Here is a 20,511-nt window from a genome sequence, read left to right as displayed (position 1 = left end):
GATTTTTGACTCGGTCATGGGTTAATCGGTTGCCGCCCCGGGGGTCGGGTGTCGCAGGATAGGGAACGACCTCGCCTGCCGACACCCGACTCCTCGAGAGACCGAGCGTGCTCATAAGACTCCTGCGGACGTATCTGCGTCCGTACAAGAAACCCATCGCCCTGCTGGTGCTCCTGCAGTTCCTGCAGACCTGCGCCTCGCTCTATCTGCCCACCCTGAACGCCGACATCATCGACGAGGGCGTCGTCCGGGGAGACACGGGCCACATCCTCACCTACGGCGGCATCATGATCGCCGTCACCGTCGTGCAGATGGCCTGCAACATCGGTGCCGTCTTCTACGGCGCGCGCACCGCCTCCGCCCTCGGGCGCGACGTCCGGGCCGCCGTCTTCGACCGCGTGCAGTCCTTCTCCGCGCGCGAGCTCGGGCAGTTCGGCGCGCCCTCCCTCATCACGCGCACCACCAACGACGTCCAGCAGGTCCAGACGCTGGCCCTGATGTCGTTCACGCTGATGGTGACCGCGCCCATCATGTGCGTCGGCGGCATCGTGATGGCGCTCGGCCTGGACGTGCCGCTCTCCGGTGTCCTGGTCGCCGTCGTGCCCGTCCTCGCCGTCAGCGTGAGCCTGATCGTGCGGCGGCTGCGGCCGCTGTTCCGCAGCATGCAGGTACGGCTCGACACGGTGAACCGCGTGCTGCGCGAGCAGATCACCGGCAACCGCGTCATCCGCGCCTTCGTCCGCGACACGTACGAGAAGGAGCGCTTCCGCAAGGCCAACGCCGATCTGACCGCCGTCTCGCTCGGCAGCGGCAAGCTGCTCGCGCTGATGTTCCCGATCGTGATGACCGTCGTGAACCTCTCCTCCGTCGCGGTGGTGTGGTTCGGCGCGCACCGCATCGACGACGGCGGCATGGAGATCGGCGCGCTCACCGCGTTCCTCGCCTACCTGATGCAGATCGTCATGTCCGTGATGATGGCCACCTTCATGTTCATGATGGTGCCGCGCGCGGAGGTCTGCGCCGAGCGCATCGAGGAGGTCCTGGACACCGACAGCAGCGTGGTGCCGCCGGCCGACCCGGTCCGGGCGCTGCGCAGCCACGGGCACCTGGAGATCCGGGGCGCGGGCTTCCGCTACCCCGGCGCCGAGGAGCCCGTCCTCAAGGGCATCGACCTGATCGCCCGGCCCGGCGAGACGACCGCCGTGATCGGGTCGACCGGCAGCGGCAAATCGACGCTGCTGAGCCTCGTACCGCGACTGATCGACACGACGGAGGGGCAGGTCCTGGTCGGCGGCGTGGACGTGAGCACCGTCGAGCCCGCGCTGCTGGCCAAGACGGTGAGCCTCGTCCCGCAGAAGCCGTACCTCTTCGCCGGCACGGTCGCGACCAACCTGCGGTACGGCAACCCCGACGCGACGGACGAGGAGCTGTGGCACGCCCTTGAGGTCGCCCAGGCCAAGGAGTTCGTCGCGGGCCTGGACGAGGGGCTCGACGCGCCCATCTCGCAGGGCGGCACCAACGTCTCCGGTGGCCAGCGCCAGCGCCTGTCCATCGCGCGCAGCCTCGTGCAGCGCCCGGAGATCTACCTCTTCGACGACTCGTTCTCCGCGCTCGACTACGCCACCGACGCGGCCCTGCGCCGCGCCCTGTCCCGCGAGACCGCCGGGGCGACCGTCGTCATCGTCGCCCAGCGCGTCTCCACCATCCGCGACGCCGACCGCATCGTGGTCCTGGACGAGGGCCGGGTCGTGGGCACCGGCAGCCACGGCGAGCTGATGGAGAGCAATGAGACCTACCGGGAGATCGTGCTCTCCCAGCTGACGGAAGCGGAGGCCGCGTAATGCCCCCTGGTCTGGGTGGCCCCATGATGGGCCCCGACTCCCGGTCGATGGACTTCAAGGGTTCCGGCAGGCGGCTGCTCGCGCAGTTCAAGCCGGAGCGCTCCACGATGTACGGGATGATCGCGGCCGGGATCCTGAGCGTCGCGCTCTCCGTCCTCGGCCCGAAGATCCTCGGCAAGGCGACCGACCTGCTCTTCGCGGGCATCGTCGGCCGTGACATGCCCGACGGCCTGACGAAGGAACAGGTCATCGAGCGCATGCGCGACAAGGGCGACGGCGGCATGGCCGACATGCTGACCGGCGTCGACTTCACGCCCGGCGAGGGCATCGACTTCGGCGCGATGGGCGAGGTCCTGCTGCTCGCGCTCGGCACCTTCCTGGCGGCGGGCCTGCTGATGGCGGTGTCCACCCGGCTCTCGAACCGCGCCATCAACAGGACCGTCTTCCGGATGCGGGGCGACGTGCAGGAGAAGCTGTCGCGGCTGCCGCTGTCGTACTTCGACAAGCGGCAGCGCGGCGAGGTGCTCAGCCGCGCCACCAACGACCTGGACAACATCAACCAGACGCTCCAGCAGACCATGGGCCAGCTCATCAACTCGGCCCTGACGATCGTCGGCGTGCTGGTGATGATGCTCTGGGTGTCACCGCTGCTGGCGCTGGTGGCGCTGGTCACCGTGCCGCTGTCGTTCCTCGTGGCGAAGAAGGTCGGCAAGCGGTCGCAGCCGCAGTTCGTGCAGCAGTGGAAGACCACCGGCCAACTGAACGCGCACATCGAGGAGATGTACACCGGGCACGCCCTGGTGAAGGTGTTCGGCCGGCAGGAGGAGTCGGTGAAGGCGTTCGCCGAGCAGAACGAGCGGCTGTACGAGGCCGGGTTCAAGGCGCAGTTCAACAGCGGCGTCATGCAGCCGCTGATGTTCTTCATCTCCAACCTCAACTACGTGCTCGTGGCCGTCGTCGGCGGCCTCCGTGTCGCCTCCGGTTCGCTGACCATCGGTGACGTGCAGGCCTTCATCCAGTACTCGCGGCAGTTCTCGATGCCGCTCACGCAGGTCGCCTCCATGGCGAACCTGGTGCAGTCGGGCGTCGCCTCCGCCGAGCGGATCTTCGAGATCCTCGACGCCGAGGAGCAGGGGGCCGACCCCGTGCCCGGTGAGCGGCCCGAGAAGCTGCGCGGGCGCGTGGCGATGGAACACGTCTCCTTCCGCTACGCCGAGGACAAGCCGCTCATCGAGGACCTGTCCCTGGTCGTGGACCCGGGGCACACGGTCGCCATCGTGGGGCCGACCGGCGCGGGCAAGACGACGCTGGTGAACCTGCTCATGCGGTTCTACGAGGTGACGGGCGGGCGCATCACCCTGGACGGGGTGGACATCGCCAAGATGTCGCGGGACGAGCTGCGGACCGGGATCGGCATGGTCCTCCAGGACACCTGGCTGTTCGGCGGGACCATCGCGGAGAACATCGCGTACGGCGCCGCGAAGGACGCTACGCGTGAGGAGGTCGAGGAGGCGGCGCGCGCCGCCCACGCGGACCGCTTCGTGCGCACGCTCCCCGACGGGTACGACACGGTGATCGACGACGACGGCACGGGGGTGAGTGCGGGCGAGAAGCAGCTCATCACCATCGCGCGGGCGTTCCTGTCCGACCCGGTGATCCTGGTGCTCGACGAGGCGACGAGTTCGGTGGACACCCGGACCGAGGTGCTCATCCAGAAGGCGATGGCCCGCCTCGCGCACGGGCGCACCTCCTTCGTCATCGCGCACCGGCTCTCCACGATTCGCGACGCCGACACGATCCTGGTCATGGAGGACGGGGCGATCGTGGAGCAGGGGACGCACGACGCGTTGCTGGCGGCGGACGGGGCGTACGCGCGGTTGTACGCGGCGCAGTTCGCGGAGGCCGTCGCCGAGGTCGACTAGGGGCGCCGTCGGGGTGTCGGGGTTCTGCGGGTGCCGGTCTCGTGTGGCTGAGCGCGCAGTTCCCCGCGCCCCTTCGGCACGCTGCCCGGACGGGGCGCCTCAGTCGAGGTAGCCCCGCAGTTGGTCGGCGAAGGCGTGGTCCCTCAGTTTGTTGAGGGTCTTGGATTCGATCTGGCGGATGCGTTCGCGGGTCACTCCGAAGATGCGGCCTATCTCCTCCAGCGTGCGCGGGCGGCCGTCCGCCAGGCCGTAACGCAGCTGGACGACCTTGCGTTCGCGCTCGCCGAGCGTGGAGAGCACCGCTTCCAGGTGCTCGCGCAGCAGCAGGAACGCGGCGGATTCCACGGGCGAGGCCGCGTCGCCGTCCTCGATGAGGTCGCCGAGCGCGACGTCGTCCTCCTCGCCGACCGGGGCGTGCAGCGAGACCGGCTCCTGCGCGAGCCGCAGCACCTCGCTGACCCGCTCGGGGAGCAGGTCGAGCTGGGCGGCCACTTCCTCGGGCGTGGGCTCGTACCCGCGCTCCTGGAGCATGCGGCGCTGGACGCGCACGACGCGGTTGATCAGCTCCACGACGTGCACGGGCACGCGGATGGTGCGGGCCTGGTCGGCGAGGGCCCGGGACATGGCCTGCCGGATCCACCAGGTCGCGTACGTGGAGAACTTGTAGCCCCGGGCGTAGTCGAACTTCTCGACCGCCCTGATCAGGCCGAGGTTCCCCTCCTGGACGAGGTCGAGCATGGTGAGGCCGCGGCCCACGTAGCGCTTGGCGACGGAGACGACGAGGCGCAGGTTCGCCTCGATCAGCCGACGCTTGGCCATCCGGCCCCTGACCACCAGCTTGTCGAGGTCCAGGGCGAGCTGGGAGTCCAGGTCGGGGGTGCTGCCCAGCTTCTCCTCGGCGAACAGGCCGGCCTCCACGCCGCGGGCCAGCTCCACCTCCTCCGCCGCGGTGAGCAGGGAGATGCGGCCGATCTCGCGCAGGTACTGGCGGAACAGGTCGGAGGACGGGCCGCCGGTGTCGGCACGGCCGCGGGGCGCGGGCAGGTCGATGGTCTCCGGTTCGAGGGCCGGCGGCGGCTCGGCGGCTTCGGCGCTTTCGACGACGGCGGGGACTTCGGTGACGCCGGTGACGCCGGTGACGCCGGTGACGCCGGTGACGCCGGTGACGCTGGTGTCTTCGGTGACGCCGGTGACTTCGGTGACGCCGGTGACTTCGGTGACGCCGGTGACTTCGGGAGCCTCGGTGGCGTCCGTGACCTCCGCGGCCTCCGCGGCCCCGGAGGCCTTCTGCCCGGTCGCTGTCGACTCCGGGTGCCGGGGCGCGCGGCCCTGCTGCGGGACCGCCTCCAGGACGTCCGCGTCCGCCGGCGTACGCGCGGCGGCCCCGGTCTGGGCGAGGGGCTGGGTCTGGGTCTGCACGGGGGCGACCTCCAGGGTGATCGCTGCTGAGGCGTGCGGCAACGGGAGAGGGACCACGGCCTCGCCGCTGTCCGTCCCGGACACGATGAGTGGAACGGCGGGGGTGTCGGGCCCGCTGTCTGCGGGCCGGCCGCGCTCCGAGGACTCAGGCACCGGAACCCAGTGTGGGGTACGACACACGGCCGCCACGAGGGGCGTGCGGTGACTTTTTGCGTCCGTTCCGTGACCGCGTGGTGACCCGACGGGTAACCCTTGGCCTCAAGGCCACGCCTCTAGAGCGCGTCGGCTCCGCGGTCGCGCAGCGCCTGACCGTACTGCTGGAGGACCCACAACTCGTTCTGCACCGCGATCAGTTGCTGCGGGTCACCGCCCGCGCCCAGCCGGGCGAGGCTGCCCTGGACGTCGCGGATGCGGCGGTCGACGGCGCGCAGCCGGACCTGGACGAGCTGCATGCCCGCGTACACCTCGTCGACGGTCTTGCGCAGGATCGCCTCGACGGCCAGCTCGGTGACCATGCGGCGCACCGTGTCGTCGGGCGCCGCGTCGAGCACGCGCGCGAGGTAGGCCTGCGGTTCGGCGATGCCCGCCTCGGCGCCGCCCGCCTCCTCGATGCACCGGCGCACGGCGGCGTAGGGCGGGGCGGTGAACTCGTCCATCCCGTACGCGTCGAAGGCCGGGGAGACCAACTGGGGGTACTGGAGGGCCAGTTTGAGCAGCTCACGCTCGGTGCGGTGGGCGGGGCTGCGCAGGGTCAGCGCGGGGCCGCTGGAGGGGGCCGGCCCTTGCGCGTACGTCTGCTGGGGCCTGGCCTGCGGCTGCGCGGGGCCCCTGCCGCCCCGGTCGCGGGCCCAACGGGCCAGCTGCGCCACGCGCTTGACCACGAACTGCGTGTCCAGGATGCCGAGCATGCCGGCGAGCTGGACGGCCACCTCGTGCTGCGCGCCGCTGTTCTTGATGCGGGCCACGACGGGGGCCGCCTCGTCCAGGGCGGCGGCCCGGCCGGCGGGGGTCTCCAGGTCGTACCGCGAGACGATCTGGCGCAGCGCGAACTCGAAGAGCGGCGTGCGGGGCCGGACCAGGTCGGCGACCGCCTCGTCGCCCTTGGCCAGGCGCAGCTCGCAGGGGTCCATGCCGTCGGGGGCGATGGCGATGTACGTCTCGGCGGCGAACTTCTGGTCGTCCTCGAAGGCGCGCAGGGCGGCCTTCTGGCCCGCCGCGTCGCCGTCGAAGGTGAAGATCACCCGCGCCGAGCCGTTGTCCATCAGGAGGCGGCGCAGGATCTTGATGTGGTCGCCGCCGAAGGCCGTGCCGCAGGTCGCGATGGCGGTGGTGACACCGGCGAGGTGGCAGGCCATGACGTCCGTGTACCCCTCCACGACGACGGCGTGGGAGGTCTTGGCGATCTCCTTCTTGGCCAGGTCGACGCCGTAGAGCACCTGGCCCTTCTTGTAGATCGGGGTCTCGGGGGTGTTGAGGTACTTCGGGCCGTTGTCGTCGTCGCGCAGCTTGCGGGCGCCGAAGCCGACGACCTCGCCGCCGATGTCGCGGATGGGCCACATCAGGCGGCCGCGGAAGCGGTCGATGGGGCCGCGGCGGCCCTCCTGGGAGAGGCCGGAGAGGGTCAGCTCCTTGTCGGAGAAGCCCTTGCCGCGCAGGAAGCGGGTGAGGTGGTCCCAGCCGGCGGGGCTGTAGCCCACGCCGAAGTGCGCGGCGGCGGCCTGGTCGAAGCCGCGCTCGGCGAGGAACTTGCGGCCGATCTCGGCCTCGGGGCTCTCCAGCTGGTCCACGTAGAACTGGGCGGCGATCTTGTGGGCCTCGACCAGGCGGATGCGCTCCCCGCGCTGGTGGCTGGGGTTGTACCCGCCCTCCTCGTAGCGCAGCGTGATGCCCGCCTTGGCGGCGAGGCGCTCGACCGTCTCGGAGAACGTGAGGTGGTCGATCTTCATCACGAAGGCGATCGTGTCGCCGCCTTCCTGGCAGCCGAAGCAGTGGAAGAGACCCTTGCTCGGGCTGACCTGGAAGGACGGGGACTTCTCGTCGTGGAAGGGGCACAGGCCCTTGAGGTTCCCGCCCCCGGCGCTGCGCAGCTGGAGGTAGTCGGAGACCACGGCGTCGATCGGGACCGCGTCCCGAACCGCCTTCACGTCCTCGTCATTGATCCTGCCTGCCACGTACGAATACTACGGCTCGCCCGTGGCGCTCCCGGCCGGACCGGTGCCCGGGCGCTCACGCCAGCAGCGACTCCAGGGGGACGGACGGGTCCGCGAGGCGGTCGATGTCGGGCCGCGCGCCGGTGCGGATCAGCTGCTGCACGGTCTCCGTGACGTCCCACACATTCACGTTCATCCCGGCGAGGACGCGGCCCTCGCTCAGCCAGAACGCGATGAACTCCCGCTTGCCCACATCACCGCGCGCCACCACCTGGTCGTACGTGCCCGGGGGCGCCCAGCCCGAGTATTCCAGGCCCACGTCGTACTGGTCGGAGAAGAAGTAGGGCACGCGGTCGTGGCGGACGTCCTGGCCGAGCATGGCGCGGGCGGCGGCCGGGCCGCCGTTCAGGGCGTTCGCCCAGTGCTCGACGCGCAGCCTGGTGTCGAAGAGGGGGTGGTGCGGGGCGGCCACGTCGCCCGCGGCGTAGATGTCCGGGTCGCTGGTGCGCAAGGAGGCGTCGACCGCGATGCCGCCGCCGTGCGCGGGCTCCGCGAGCTCCAGGCCCGCGGCCTCGGCGAGCGCGGTGCGCGGGGCCGCCCCGATCGCCGCCAGCACGTCGTGCGCCGGGTGCTCCTCGCCGTCGTCGGTGTGGACGGCGAGGACCATGCCGTCCTGGCCGACGATCTCGGTGAGGGAGGCGCCGAAGTGGAAGCGCACCCCGTGCTCGGCGTGCAGGTCGGTGAAGACCTGCCCGAACTCGGGGCCGAGGACGGCGTGCAGCGGCGTCGGCTCGCGCTCGACGACGGTGACCTCCGCGCCGTACTCCCTGGCGGCGGCCGCGATCTCCAGGCCGATCCAGCCCGCTCCGGCGATCACCAGGTGGCCGTTGTCCCTGCCGAGGGCCGTCAGGACCTGCCGCAGGCGGTCGGCGTGGGCGAGGCGGCGCAGGTGGTGGACGCCCGCGAGGTCCGTGCCGGGGATGTCGAGGCGGCGGGGCTCGGCGCCGGTGGCGAGCAGCAGCTTGTCGTAGTGGACGGCCGTGCCGTCGCCCAGGCGCACGCTCTTGGCCTCGCGGTCGATGGCGACGACGGGCTGGCCGAGGTGCAGCTCCACGTCCGCCTGCGCGTACCACCCCGGTTCGTGGACGAAGACGCTCCCGCGCTCCTCCTTGCCCAGGAGGTAGCCCTTGGACAGGGGCGGGCGCTCGTAGGGGTGGTCACGCTCGTCGCCGACGAGGATGACCCGGCCGGTGAAGCCCTCCGAACGGAGGGTCTCGGCCGCCTTGGCGCCGGCCAGACCTCCTCCCACAATGACGAACGTCTGATGCGCGTCGACCACTTGATGCCTCCTTGCCGGGGGTACCGGGGGTGTCCCCCGGAAGAACACGGCCTTGCCGCCACAGCGAGCGTCCCGCACGGAGCGTGATGGGGGAAGGGGGCGTGGCCCCAAGAGGCCACTTTTCGTCACGCCCCGTGGTCACTCCATGGTCACTCGCCCGCTTTCCCTAGCGTCTCGCCGTCAATCGCGTGTGCAGGGCGCGGGCCGCCGCGTCCGTGAGTGACGCGATCTGATCGACCACGACGCGCTGGGCGGCCCGGTCGTCGGGCGCCGCGTCGTACAGGGCGCGGAACTGGGGGTCGAGCCCGTCGGGCGCGCGGGTGGTGAGCGCCTGGGCCAGCTCGGCCACCACGACGCGCTGGTCGGCGCGGAGCCGCTCCTGTGCGGGGCGCTGCATCACGTAGCGGTCGGCGACGGCCTTGAGCACCGCGCACTCGTGGCGGGCCTCGCGGGGCACGACGAGTTCGGCGGCGTACCGCGTGAGGGGGCCGGGGCCGAACCGCACGCGCGTGGCGCTCTCCGCGGCCAGGCAGAAGCGGCCGATGAGCTGGCTGGTGGCGTCCTTCAACCGGGCCTGCGCTATGGCCGATCCGTCGTACCCGTGCGGCCACCACTCCTGGTCGAGGAGGCGGTCCAGGGCCTGGTCCAGCTCTTCGGGGTCGGTGTCCTTCGGCACGTAGCGCCCGAGGGCCACGGCGTAGATGTCCTGCCGCTCGGGCTCGGCGTGCAGCGCGTTCGGGTCGATGTGCCCGGCGTGCAGGCCGTCCTCGAAGTCGTGGACCGAGTACGCGACGTCGTCCGACCAGTCCATGACCTGGGCCTCGAAGCAGACGCGCCGGCCCGGGGCCTCCTTGCGGACCCAGTCGAAGACCGGCCGGTCGTCCTCGTAGACCCCGAACTTCGAGGACTGCGGGTCGGTGGGGTGCCCGCCGCGCGGCCAGGGGTACTTGGTGGCGGCGTCCAGGGCGGCGCGGGTGAGGTTGAGCCCTACGCTGACCAGGTCGCCGGTGGCGTCGGAGGGGACGAAGCGCTTGGGCTCGATGCGGGTGAGCAGGCGCAGCGACTGGGCGTTCCCCTCGAAGCCGCCGCAGTCCGCCGCCACCTCGTTCAGCGCCTGCTCGCCGTTGTGGCCGAAGGGCGGGTGGCCCAGGTCGTGCGAGAGGCAGGCGGTCTCGACCAGGTCGGGGTCGCAGCCGAGGGCGGCGCCCAGCTCGCGGCCCACCTGGGCGCACTCCAGGGAGTGCGTCAGCCGGGTGCGGGCGCTGGCGTCCCAGGCCTGGCTGCGCGTGCCGGGCGTGACGACCTGCGTCTTGCCGGCGAGCCGGCGCAGCGCGGCGGAGTGCAGGACGCGCGCGCGGTCGCGCTGGAAGGCCGTGCGCCCCGGCCTCTTGTCGGGCTCGGCGGCCCACCGCTCGACGGCGGCTTCGTCGTAGGTGTCGTAGGCCTCGTGTCGCGCGTGCGGTGCGGTGCCGTTCGGTGCTGGGCCGTTCGGTGCTGGGCCGTTCGGTGCTGGGCCGTTCGGTGCTGTGCCTTCCATGCACCGACAGTAGACGCAAGCACTGACAAAGGGGACCTGGCCCCTCGTCAGGCGGCGGTCAGGCGGCGCGGTCCGGCCGTGGCGGGGGCGGCGGCGCGGGCCTGGTCGTAACGGTGCAGGACGAGGCGGGCGAGCGCCGGGTGGGCGCCGAGGGGGGCGGCGGCGAGCCACGGGGCGGCGGCCGTGCTCTGGGTGGCGAAGCGGCCCGGGGCGGTGAAGTACGCGGCGACGGCGGTCCTGGTGCGGCCCTCGGCGGCCAGGGCCGCCAGCGCCGCGGACACCGTCGGGGTGCAGGCTTCGGTGGGCGCCGCGTAGGCGGGGACCACGGGGACGCCCAGGCGGTCGGCGAGCAGGGCGGCGGCGGTCGCGGTGTCGGCGGCCGAGTCCGGGTCGCGTGACCCGGCGGCGGCGAGGACCACGGCGTGCCGGCGGCGCTCCGGGGAGCTAAGGGGCCGGGCGGGCCAGCCCGCCTGGACGAGGCGGGTGTGCAGGGCCTCGGCGAGCAGCGGGTGCGGGCCGAGCGGCGCGGCCACCCGGGTGTGGAGGTGGGGTGCGGCGTCGGCGGCGGCCGGGATGTCGCGCTTGACGTGCTGGCCGCGGCTCAGGAGCAGCGGTACGAGCACGGCCTCGCCGCCGCGCTGGGCGGCGAGGGTGCCGGTGAGCAGCGGCTCGTTCAGCTCGATGTGCCCGAGCCGCACGGCGAGGCCGGGGCGCTGCTCGCGGACCCGTTCGGCGAGGGCCGTGACGGTGGCGAGGGCGCGGGGGTCGCGGCTGCCGTGGCCGACGAGGACGAGCGTCGGGAGCGGCACGGGGCGGCGCCTGCCGTGGGGCGGGGCGAGGCCGGGAGGGCGGGGGTGCGACGGCGTCATGGACCGAGGATGTCCGGAGCAGATTGCGGGGGCGTTGCGTGCCGATGACGGCTCTTTGCGGCGGGCTCACCGAGGGGGGTGGGGCGGGGTCAGGGTGTTTTCGGGGCGGGGGCGGGCGTTGGCCCGGGGCGGGGTCTCGGGGTCGGGGGTCGGGGGTGGGTCGGGGGGATTTCGGGGGCGGCTCCGGGGTGCGGGGTCTGCTCGTGGTCGGCGCGGTCGCTTACGGTTGTGGCAGTGATCGGATCAGGGGAGATCCGGTGCGGCACGGGGGCGGGACGCGTATGGACGGGATGGGCAGGGCGGGATGGGCGGGGCTGCGGGACCGGGTCCCGGCGTGGCTGCGGCGGTCGGAGCGGCCGCGGCGACCCGACTGGCTTCGGCGGCCGCGATGGCTGCGGGTGCCGCGTACGCCGAAGGGGCGGCGGCGGGCCGTGCGGGCAGTGGTGGCGCTGTGTGTGCTCGCGCTGCTGCCCGCGACCTGGCTGTTCGTCACGACGGACGATGAGATCGGCACGGTCGCGGACGCCCCGCGCGCGCCGGTCGCGGTGGTCTTCGGCGCCGGGCTGTGGAAGGGCGAGCCCTCGCCGTATCTCGCGCACCGCCTGGACGCGGCGGCCGAGCTGTACCGCAAGGGACGGATAGAGGTCGTGCTCGTCACGGGCGACAACAGCCGCGAGGAGTACGACGAGCCGGACGCGATGCGTGCCTATCTGAAGAAGCACGGCGTGCCGGGCCGGCGGATCGTGAGCGACTACGCGGGGTTCGACACCTGGGACAGCTGCGTCCGCGCGAAGCAGATCTTCGGCGTGGACCGGGCGGTGCTGATCAGCCAGGGCTTCCACATACGCAGGGCGGTCGCGCTGTGCGACGCGGCGGGCGTCTCGTCGTACGGGGTCGGGGTGGACGCGGTGCACGACTCGACCTGGTACTACGGGGGCGCGCGGGAGGTCCTCGCGGCGGGCAAGGCGGCGCTGGACGCGGCGCTCCGCCCCGACCCCCGGTTCCTCGGGGAGCGGGAGCCGGGCGTGGCACGGGCGTTGGCCTCGGCGCGCTGACCGGGCGGGACCGGCCCCGGAGCGCATCCGTTACTCGGAGCGCCTCCCTTGCTCGGAGCGCCTCCCTTACAAGGAGGATGTCGGGGCCACCCGCACCCGCGCGTGCCACCCGGCGGCGCGCGCCCCGCGAGGGCCTTCGCGCCGGACCTCACAGCGGGGTACGGCCCCGGCTGAGGTCGGCTTACCGCGTGCGTAACGCGAGCGCGTCGGGCCGCGTAACAAGGACGGCGGATGCTGGGCGGCATGCACTCCACGGCGACACCCGCGACACCGGCGACCCCCGCGGCCAGGGCCGTGACGGCGACCCACTGCCCGTACTGCGCGCTGCAGTGCGGCATGGGCCTGACGGCGGGACCCGGGGGTGGCGTGGAGGTCGTGGAGCGCGCGGCGTTCCCCGTGAACCGGGGCGCCCTGTGCGGCAAGGGCCGTACGGCGCCCGCTCTGCTCTCCTCCCGGGTGCGCCTGACCGAACCTCTCGTCCGCTCCCGCGCCACGGGCAAGCTCGCGCCGACCACCTGGGAGGACGCCCTCGACCGGATCGCCGAGGAGCTGACCCGTGTGCGCACGGAGCACGGCGCGGACGCGTGCGGGGTGTTCGGCGGTGGTGGGCTGACGAACGAGAAGGCGTATCTGCTGGGCAAGTTCGCGCGGGTGGTGCTCGGCACGTCGCAGATCGACTACAACGGACGGTTCTGCATGTCGTCGGCGGCGGCGGCCGGGCAGCGGGCGTTCGGGCTCGACCGGGGGCTGCCGTTCCCGCTGGAGGACATTCCGCGCACCGGCTGCGTGATCCTCGTCGGGTCGAACCTCGCCGAGACGATGCCGCCCGCTCTGCGCTACCTCACCGAGCTGCGGGAGAACGGCGGCACGCTGATCGTCGTGGACCCCCGCCGGACGCGGACCGCCGAGCAGGCCGACCTGCACCTGGCGCCGCGCCCCGGCACGGACCTCGCCCTGGCGCTCGGTCTGCTGTACCTGGTCGTGGCGGAGGGCCGGACGGACGAGGAGTTCATCGAGGGGCGGACGAGTGGGTGGGAGGAGGCGCGGGCGGCGGCCATGGCGCACTGGCCGGAGCACGTCGAGCGGATCACCGGCGTGCCGGTTCCCCAGTTGCGCGAGACGGTGCGGATGTTCTGCGACGCGCGGACGTCGATGGTGCTGACCGCGCGCGGGCCCGAGCAGCAGTCCAAGGGCACGGACACGGTCGGGGCGTGGATCAACCTGTGCCTGGCGACGGGGCGGGCCGGGCGGCCGCTGTCCGGGTACGGCTGCCTGACCGGTCAGGGCAACGGGCAGGGCGGGCGCGAACACGGGCAGAAGGCGGACCAGTTGCCCGGCTACCGCAAGCTGACGGATCCGGCGGCGCGGGCGCATGTGGCGGCGGTCTGGGGGGTGGACCCCGATGCGCTGCCGGGCCCCGGCAGGTCGGCGTACGAGCTGCTCGACGCGCTCGGCGGGGACGTGCGGACGCTGCTCCTGATGGGTTCCAATCCGGTCGTCTCGGCGCCGCGGGCCGCGCATGTGGAGGAGCGGCTGCGGTCGCTGGACTTCCTCGCGGTGGCGGACGTGGTGTTGTCCGAGACGGCGGAACTGGCGGACGTGGTGCTGCCGGTGACGCAGTGGGCCGAGGAGACGGGGACGGTGACGAATCTGGAGGGGCGGGTGCTGCTGCGCCGCCGGGCGGTGTCCGCGCCTGCCGGGGTCCGCAGCGACCTGGAGGTGCTGCACGGGCTCGCGGCGCGGCTCGGCCACGGGAAGGGCTTCCCCACCGACCCGGAGGAGGTCTTCGAGGAACTGCGGAGGGCGAGCGCGGGCGGGCCCGCCGACTACTCGGGGATCTCGTACGAGCGGTTGGAGGAGGGCGAGGGCGAGGGCGTCTTCTGGCCGTGCCCCGCTCCGGAGGGCGTGACCGAAGGGGCTGACGGGAGTGACGGGGCCGAAGAGGGTGACGGGGTCGGAGGTGGTGACCGGGCCGAAGGGGGTGACGTGGCCGGAAGCGGTGGCGGGGGTGGGGCTGGGCTCGTGCACCCGGGGTCGCCGCGGCTGTTTCTGGACCGGTTCGCCACGGAGGACGGGCGGGCGCGGTTCGTGCCGGTGGCGCACCGGGCCGCCGCGGAGGAGCCGGACGCGGAGTACCCCGTGCTGCTCACGACCGGGCGGGTGCTCGCGCAGTATCAGTCGGGGGCGCAGACGCGGCGGGTCGACGAGCTGAACGCGGCGGCGCCGGGGCCGTTCGTGGAGCTGCATCCGCGGCTCGCGGCGCGGCTCGGGGTGGCCGACGGCGCGGCGGTCGCCGTGGTGTCGCGGCGGGGCCGGGCGGTGGCCCCGGCGCGGGTGACGTCGTCCATCCGCTCGGACACGGTGTTCATGCCGTTCCACTGGCCGGGCGAGGGGCGGGCCAACGCACTGACGAACCCGGCGCTGGATCCCGTGTCGCGGATGCCGGAGTTCAAGGTCTGCGCCGTGCGGCTCGAACCGGTGGAGGGGACCGGAGCCGGCGAAGACGGGGGCGGGGGCGGGGCCCGGGACGGCGTGCGCCCGGGCCCGTAGGAGGAGGCCCGCAGGAGGAGCCCCTAGGAGGAGCGGATCAGCAGGTGCGTCCGATGTACCAGGCGCCGTCCACGTCCCCGGCCTCGCCGATCCAGGTGACGCCGGGGCCGACGCACCTGACCGTGTTGGGGCCCCAGTCGTCGATCTCGATGAGGATCTTCGAGCCGTCGCTGGTGCAGTGGTTGTAGTAGGCGTCGCTGTGCGTCTCGTAGAAGCCGCAGGGGTTCTGGACGGCCGGCGAGGCGGCGGTGGCGCTCCCCGTCATCGACATGCCGAGGGCGAGGGTGACGGCTCCGACAAAAGCCGGCAGAGAACGGCGCATTCGCATGAGGCGGCTCCTTCTTGAGGGCGTGGTGCTTGAGGCCGTGGTGCTTGAGGCCGTGGTGCTTGAGGCCGTGGTGCTTGAGGCCGTGGTGCTTGAGGCCGTGGTGCTTGAGGCCGTGGTGCTTGAGGCCGTGATGCACGCCGGTCGCGCGCACCGTTCGGCGCGCACGCAGAGTCTGCATGTCGCTACACCGCGTGGTCACGCGGTATCGCTCGGACGAGTGGTGGAGTACGCCGGATCGAGTGCGCCGGGGTTTGAACTGCGGCTTTCGCCTCGCGGGGGGGGCGGAGGTGACCGAAGAGGCTCAGCGGCCTCGGCGGAAGGCCGTCCAGTCGCCTCCCTCGATCACCGCGCCCGACGCCCGCAGGTATGCCGTGACGCGGGGCGCCGCCACGTAGACCCAGGCCCGTACCGTCGCCCCGTCGGCGGTGCGGGTGACCTCGCGCGTGACGCGGTCGTAGAGGTTGCGGGGGTCGCCCGGCGTGTACTCCTCCAGGAGGTCGAGGGCGGCGAGCAGCCGGTCGTGGGCGTGGGGCGCGGCCGTCACCAACTCGCCGTGGACGGGCCCGGCTTCCGGGCCTTCCACCGCGTACGGGTAGCCGGGGCCCTCGTACAGGACCGCGCCCGGGAGCAGGGCGGGCTCTTGCGCGTCCACGTCGTCGCCCCGGAGGTGGACGGCGTGGTTCCGCTCCCCCGGGCGCAGCGTGCCGTACACGAAGAACGGCAGCCGGGGCGCGGGCCGCTCGGTCACCCGGTGGTCTCCCGTTCCACCCATGCCAGATAGGCCGCACTCCCCCGGGTCACCGGCGTCGCGATGATCTCGGGGGTGTCGTAGTCGTGGGCCTCGGTGAGCCACGCCTCCAGGGCGGCGTAGCGCGCGGCGGTCGTCTTGAGGAGCACCTGCCATTCCTGGGCGGTCTCGATGGCGCCCTCCCACCGGTACACGGAGGTGACGGGGCCGGCGATCTGCGCGCAGGCCGCGAGCCGCGCCCGGACCGCCTCGCGCGCGAGGTCACGCGCCTTGTCCTCCGCGTCCGTCGTGGTCAGCACGGTCAGTACGGTCGGCACGGTCAGCACGGTCGGCGTTGTCTGGTCGTCGTCCATACGCCGATTGTGCACAGCGGGGGCGGGCGGGAGCGGACCGGGCATCCTCGGAGTCACCCCTGCGGATCGCTCACCGCCGCACCCAAGGGCCGCGCCCCCTCAACTGCCGTACGGGCGATCCGCCTTGGCCTTGCGCAGTGCCCAGCCCCACCACGCCACCTGGTCGAGCATGGCCTTCGCCGCGGCGTCGGCGGCCGCCGGGTCGCGGTGGCGGCCCGCGTCGTCGAAGAGGGCGCCGGCGTTGTGGAAGGAGACGGTGTCGCGGATGGTCACGGTGTGCAGCTCGGCGAAGACCGGGCGCAGGTGCTCGACGGCGCGCAGACCGCCGGAGAGCCCGCCGTACGAGACGAAGGCGACGGGCTTGGCCTGCCACTCGCCCTTGTGCCAGTCGATGACGCTCTTCAGCGACGCCGGGTAGGAGTGGTTGTACTCGGGGGTGAGGACGATGAACGCGTCGGCGGCGGCCAACTTGGGCGTGACCTTGGCGAGTTCGGTGGAGACGGCGGTGGAGGGGCGGAAGGAGAGGGACGTCGGCAGGTCCACCTCGGCCAGGTCGACGACGTCGACGGTCAGGTCGGACCGCTCGCGGACCCGGGCCAGGAGCCATTCGGCGACGGTCGGCCCGAAGCGGCCCTCGCGGTTGCTGCCCACGATGACGGCGACCCGCAGCGGCGCGTCGTCGCCTCCGCCGCCGAAGGCCGAGGCGAGGGAGGTCGCGGCGGAGGAGACGACGGCGGGGGCAGGGGCGGGAAAGGAAGACGTGGTGTCGGTCATGGGTGAAGCCTCGTAGCTCAACCATGGTTGAGGTCAAGCGGCTCTGCCGACCAATCCGGGCGCGCGGCGAGCACATCGTGGGGCGAGCCGGTGAGCGCGGGCCGAGGGGGTCGCGTCGCCTCCCTAACCGGAGTTGAGCGCCTGCTCGGGCGGGGCAGGGGACGGGGGCGGCCGGGGTCCCCTCGGCGGTCTCGTAGCGTGGTCGCATGACATATCCGGCGCTGGTGCAGCGCATCGAGATCGACGGGCAGCCGGTCACCGCGGGGAGCCTGCTCTGGCCGGCCCTCGTCACCACCGGGCACTTCACGGCGATGCAGGTCAGAGGCGGCAAGGTGCGCGGCATCGGGCTGCACCTGGCCCGGCTCGACGCGGCCACGCGCGAGCTGTTCGGGCGGGAGCTGGACGGGGAGCGGGTGCGCGGCGTGGTCCGGCACATCCTGCGGGACGACATCGACGACGCGTCCGTACGCGTCTACGTCCACGCGCCCGACGGGGAGCCGTCCCTCATGGTCACCGTGCGGCCGCCCGTCGAGCTGCCCGCGGGCCAGGAGGCGCGCGCGCAGTCACTGATGTCCGTGGCATATCAGCGGCCGTTCGCCCACATCAAGCATCTGGGCGGTTTCGGGCAGGCCCGGCACGGTGAGCTGGCGCGGGGCGCCGGCTTCGACGACGCGCTGCTCACCGGGGACGGCGGGCGGATCAGCGAGGGTGCCGTCACGAACATCGCGTTCTTCGACGGCACCGGGATCGTATGGCCGGACGCACCCCATCTGGCCGGTGTCACGATGCAGCTTCTCAAGGCGTGCCTGCCCGGGGCGGGCCTGCCCACGCGGCACGCCCCCGTCACCCTCGCGGACCTGCCGTCGTACCGGGCGGCCTTCGTCACCAACTCCTGGGGGGTCTGTCCGGTGCGGCGGATCGACGACGTGTCGTACGGCATCGACGAGCAGCTGATGACGACGGTCATGGACGCCTATGAACAGATCCCCTGGGACACGATCTGACGCCGCCGCCACCTCCCCGATGCCCCTTCACCGGCGGGGCGCCCCTTCCTCCCCGGCCGCCTCCGGTCACCCATTCACAGCCGCCCCGCCCGCTCTTCGGAGTCCGGCGGGTGAAAAGGCGGTGACCTGCTGGAACGCCGGTTCCCTTGTGGCGTGGAGCCGCTCGTTCGGCGGCTTTTCGACGAGGTCTCAGGAGGCGTGGGTCGCGCGGTGCCACTTACCTCGGTAGAGCGGGGCTCGACCGACGCAGCGGCACTTGGGGGTGCCGCGGGCCGTGTTCCGCGAAGGCCTCGGAGGAACCAGCACCATGCGCAACACCCGCCTGCTGTCCGGTACCGCGCTCGCCGTAGCGGTGGCGGGCGCCCTGGCCGCTCCCGCCGCCGCCGCGCCGGCCGGCGGCCTGGAGATCCAGCCGTCCACCGTCACCCCCGGCACCGCCGTCACCGTGCACACCACCGCCTGCGGCCCGGGAGGGACCGCGACGGGCGACGCGAGCGCGGTCGGGGCGGGCACGTTCAGCCTGGCGCCCGGCAAGGCACCCGGTGAGGCGGCCGGGCGGTTCGAGGTGCCGCCGTCGGCGCAGCCGGGCACCTACGAGATCGTCGCGAAGTGTTCCGGCGCCGGTGGCCGGGCGACGAAGGACAAGCAGGTCGCGGGCGATCTGGTGGTGACCATCACCTCCACCGCGGCCGCCGGGGAACGGCCGCGGCCGCACCCCAAAGGACACGTGAAGACGGGGGTCGGCGGCGCGCTCGGTCCCGACCCCGCACAGACCGCGGCGGGAGTGGCGGCCCTGGCCGTCGCCGCCGCGGGCGGTACCTGGCTCCTGCATCGCCGGGCGAGAGGCGACAGGATCTGACGGACACCCTCCGCTGTCCGACCGGTACCGCCGCCCCCGCCCCCTCCCGGCCCGTGTCCCCTCGTGGGCCGGGAGGGGGACGAGGGTCCGGCCCCACCGACCCCGAGGGGGACGCCGTATGCGCGAGAAGACCGGCAACGCCGTCATAGCGACCGTCAGCCTCGTGGCGCTGTGCTCCGGCGCCTGGCTGCTGAGCAGCGGCACCGCCGCGCACCCACCGCCGCAGCCCTCCACCGCGCAGGCGGCGCAGGCCGCGCAGAGCCCGCGGGCCCCGCGTCCCGACCCCCGCCCCGATCCGGGCACCGCGCCGCTGGCGCCGTCCCCGCCGGACCGCGTGCGGATCCCCGCGATCGGCGTCGACGCGCCCCTGATGGGGCTCAAACTCACCCCTCAGGGCAGCCTGGACGTGCCGCCGCCCGAGCGCGAGAACCTCGCGGGCTGGTACGAGGCGGGCACCACGCCGGGTGAGCGCGGCACCGCGATCGTGGCCGGCCACGTCGACAACAAGGAGGGCCCGGCCGTCTTCTACCAGCTGGGCGCGTTGGCCAAGGGCCGCACGATCGAGGTCGAGCGCAGGGACGGCAGCGTCGCCGTCTTCACGGTCCACGCGAACGAGGTGTACGACGCCAAGGACTTCCCCGACGAGAAGGTGTACGGCCCGGCGCCCCGGCCGGAACTGCGGGTGATCACCTGCGGCGGGAAGTACTCGAAGCGGACCGGCTACCAGGGCAATGTGGTGGTCTTCGCCCACCTGACGGCGGTGCGCTGAGCCCGGTCGTCGCCGGGGGCGCTGCCCGCCTCGGGCTCCCCGACGCCTCGGGCTCCCCAACGCCTCAGGCGACCCACTGCTCGTACGCCATCTTGACGACGAGTCCGAAGACGGTGGTCAGCAGCACGACCCGGACGAACCCGCTGCCCTTCTTCAGCGCGGTGCGCGCGCCCAGCATGCCGCCGGCGAGGTTGAAGACGGCCATCAGCGCGGCCAGTTTCCACAGGACCACGCCCTGCCAGGCGAACATCGCGAGGGCGCCCGCGTTGGTGCAGCAGTTGACGATCTTGGCGGTGGCCGAGGCGGTGACCAGGTCCAGGTGGAGCACGGCGGTCAGGGCGAGCACGAGGAAGGTGCCGGTGCCCGGGCCGATGAAACCGTCGTAGAACCCGATGCCGAGGCCCGCGAGGCCGATCGCGGCGAGGATCCGGCGCGGCGAGGCGGGCCCGGTGGCGGGCGCGGTGCCGAAGGCGGGCCGCAGGATCACGAAGGTGCCGACGCCGACGAGCACCACCATGATCACGGGCTTCAGTACGTCGGTGCTCATCCCGGCCGCGAAGAAGGCGCCGGCCATCGACCCGGCGAGCGCGGCGAGGCCGATCCGCACGGCGGTGCGCACGTCGACGGGTGCCTTGCGCGCGTACGTCACCGCCGCGCCCGCGGTGCCGACGATCGCCACGGCCTTGTTGGTGCCGAGCGCGTGCGGGGCGGGGGTACCGCCCGGCAGACCGAGCAGCAGGGCGGGCAGCAACAGCAGTCCCCCACCCCCGACCACGGCATCGATCCAGCCGGCCACGAGCGCGGCGAGACACAGCACGACGACCACGGCCAGCGATATGTCAGGCATGATCGCGACCTTATAACCCCCACGACGCCCCCCCTACGGCAAGGACCCGACGCCGCGAGACGCGCGGACCAAGCCCCTACGGCATGGGCCAGACGCGGCAAGACGGGCGGGTGGGTGGGAAAAGCCCCTACGGCAAGGGCCAGACGC

The 20,511-nt window shown here is 72.9% G+C and carries 17 protein-coding genes; 7 read left to right on the top strand and 10 right to left on the bottom strand.

Features of this window, described 5'->3' with window-relative positions:
- Positions 1 to 107: 107 nt before the first annotated feature.
- Positions 108 to 1,841: an ABC transporter ATP-binding protein gene (locus tag ABZ385_RS08630; RefSeq protein ID WP_358584348.1), complete on the top strand. Its 1,734-nt coding sequence runs from the start codon at positions 108 to 110 to the stop codon at positions 1,839 to 1,841.
- Positions 1,842 to 1,864: 23 nt separating this feature from the next.
- A complete protein-coding gene (locus tag ABZ385_RS08625; RefSeq protein WP_358910602.1) occupies positions 1,865 to 3,763 on the top strand; it encodes an ABC transporter ATP-binding protein in 1,899 nt (632 codons plus the stop codon).
- Positions 3,764 to 3,862: 99 nt separating this feature from the next.
- Here ABZ385_RS08625 and ABZ385_RS08620 read toward each other — a convergent pair whose 3' ends face one another.
- The 5 genes from ABZ385_RS08620 to ABZ385_RS08600 form a co-directional block, all read right to left on the bottom strand.
- Entirely contained in the window at positions 3,863 to 5,266 is a 1,404-nt protein-coding gene (locus ABZ385_RS08620; protein WP_358910600.1) for an RNA polymerase sigma factor, read from the bottom strand.
- A gap of 188 nt (positions 5,267 to 5,454) precedes the next feature.
- Positions 5,455 to 7,353, bottom strand: coding sequence for a DNA primase (dnaG, locus tag ABZ385_RS08615; RefSeq protein WP_358584345.1), 1,899 nt, complete (start codon positions 7,351 to 7,353; stop codon positions 5,455 to 5,457).
- Between the two features lie 55 nt (positions 7,354 to 7,408).
- Positions 7,409 to 8,671 (bottom strand): FAD-dependent oxidoreductase, encoded by a 1,263-nt coding sequence (locus ABZ385_RS08610; protein ID WP_358584344.1) that lies wholly within the window; start codon positions 8,669 to 8,671, stop codon positions 7,409 to 7,411.
- A gap of 166 nt (positions 8,672 to 8,837) precedes the next feature.
- Entirely contained in the window at positions 8,838 to 10,208 is a 1,371-nt protein-coding gene (locus ABZ385_RS08605) for a deoxyguanosinetriphosphate triphosphohydrolase (RefSeq protein ID WP_358910507.1), read from the bottom strand.
- 47 nt (positions 10,209 to 10,255) lie between these two features.
- A complete protein-coding gene (locus tag ABZ385_RS08600) occupies positions 10,256 to 11,077 on the bottom strand; it encodes a CbiX/SirB N-terminal domain-containing protein (protein WP_358910505.1) in 822 nt (273 codons plus the stop codon).
- 338 nt (positions 11,078 to 11,415) lie between these two features.
- Here ABZ385_RS08600 and ABZ385_RS08595 point away from each other — a divergent pair, with 338 nt between their 5' ends.
- Positions 11,416 to 12,132, top strand: coding sequence for an ElyC/SanA/YdcF family protein (locus ABZ385_RS08595; RefSeq protein WP_358910599.1), 717 nt, complete (start codon positions 11,416 to 11,418; stop codon positions 12,130 to 12,132).
- Positions 12,133 to 12,375: 243 nt separating this feature from the next.
- Complete coding sequence (locus ABZ385_RS08590; RefSeq protein ID WP_358910503.1) at positions 12,376 to 14,682, top strand: molybdopterin oxidoreductase family protein; 2,307 nt, start codon at positions 12,376 to 12,378, stop codon at positions 14,680 to 14,682.
- A 37-nt stretch (positions 14,683 to 14,719) separates the two neighbouring features.
- On the opposite strand, the gene ABZ385_RS08585 is transcribed toward ABZ385_RS08590, so the two are convergent.
- The 4 genes from ABZ385_RS08585 to ABZ385_RS08570 form a co-directional block, all read right to left on the bottom strand.
- Positions 14,720 to 15,010 carry a DUF6355 family natural product biosynthesis protein gene (locus ABZ385_RS08585; RefSeq protein WP_358910501.1) on the bottom strand — a complete coding sequence of 97 codons (291 nt, stop codon included), beginning with the start codon at positions 15,008 to 15,010 and terminating at the stop codon, positions 14,720 to 14,722.
- 301 nt (positions 15,011 to 15,311) lie between these two features.
- Positions 15,312 to 15,758 carry a gamma-glutamylcyclotransferase family protein gene (locus ABZ385_RS08580; protein WP_358584338.1) on the bottom strand — a complete coding sequence of 149 codons (447 nt, stop codon included), beginning with the start codon at positions 15,756 to 15,758 and terminating at the stop codon, positions 15,312 to 15,314.
- A complete protein-coding gene (gene cutA, locus ABZ385_RS08575) occupies positions 15,755 to 16,111 on the bottom strand; it encodes a divalent-cation tolerance protein CutA (protein ID WP_358584337.1) in 357 nt (118 codons plus the stop codon). The genes ABZ385_RS08580 and cutA overlap by 4 nt, the downstream gene beginning before the upstream one ends.
- Positions 16,112 to 16,210: 99 nt before the next feature.
- Positions 16,211 to 16,885, bottom strand: a complete 675-nt coding sequence (locus tag ABZ385_RS08570; RefSeq protein WP_358910499.1) for an NAD(P)H-dependent oxidoreductase — start codon at positions 16,883 to 16,885, stop codon at positions 16,211 to 16,213.
- 206 nt (positions 16,886 to 17,091) lie between these two features.
- Here ABZ385_RS08570 and ABZ385_RS08565 point away from each other — a divergent pair, with 206 nt between their 5' ends.
- The 3 genes from ABZ385_RS08565 (at position 17,092) to ABZ385_RS08555 (ending at position 19,517) form a co-directional block, all read left to right on the top strand.
- On the top strand, positions 17,092 to 17,889 hold the full coding sequence (locus ABZ385_RS08565) for an aminotransferase class IV family protein (RefSeq protein WP_358910498.1): 798 nt from the start codon (positions 17,092 to 17,094) through the stop codon (positions 17,887 to 17,889).
- 307 nt (positions 17,890 to 18,196) lie between these two features.
- The gene (locus ABZ385_RS08560) at positions 18,197 to 18,748 is read left to right on the top strand and encodes a hypothetical protein (RefSeq protein WP_358584334.1); all 552 of its coding nucleotides are present in this window, start codon (positions 18,197 to 18,199) and stop codon (positions 18,746 to 18,748) included.
- A 118-nt stretch (positions 18,749 to 18,866) separates the two neighbouring features.
- Positions 18,867 to 19,517 carry a class F sortase gene (locus tag ABZ385_RS08555; protein WP_358584333.1) on the top strand — a complete coding sequence of 217 codons (651 nt, stop codon included), beginning with the start codon at positions 18,867 to 18,869 and terminating at the stop codon, positions 19,515 to 19,517.
- Between the two features lie 64 nt (positions 19,518 to 19,581).
- On the opposite strand, the gene ABZ385_RS08550 is transcribed toward ABZ385_RS08555, so the two are convergent.
- The gene (locus ABZ385_RS08550) at positions 19,582 to 20,364 is read right to left on the bottom strand and encodes a TSUP family transporter (protein ID WP_358910496.1); all 783 of its coding nucleotides are present in this window, start codon (positions 20,362 to 20,364) and stop codon (positions 19,582 to 19,584) included.
- Positions 20,365 to 20,511 lie beyond the last annotated feature (147 nt).

This window comes from Streptomyces sp. NPDC005898 (genome assembly GCF_040629635.1).
GTDB lineage: Bacteria > Actinomycetota > Actinomycetes > Streptomycetales > Streptomycetaceae > Streptomyces.
This window is presented reverse-complemented; position numbering and strand designations above follow the sequence as displayed.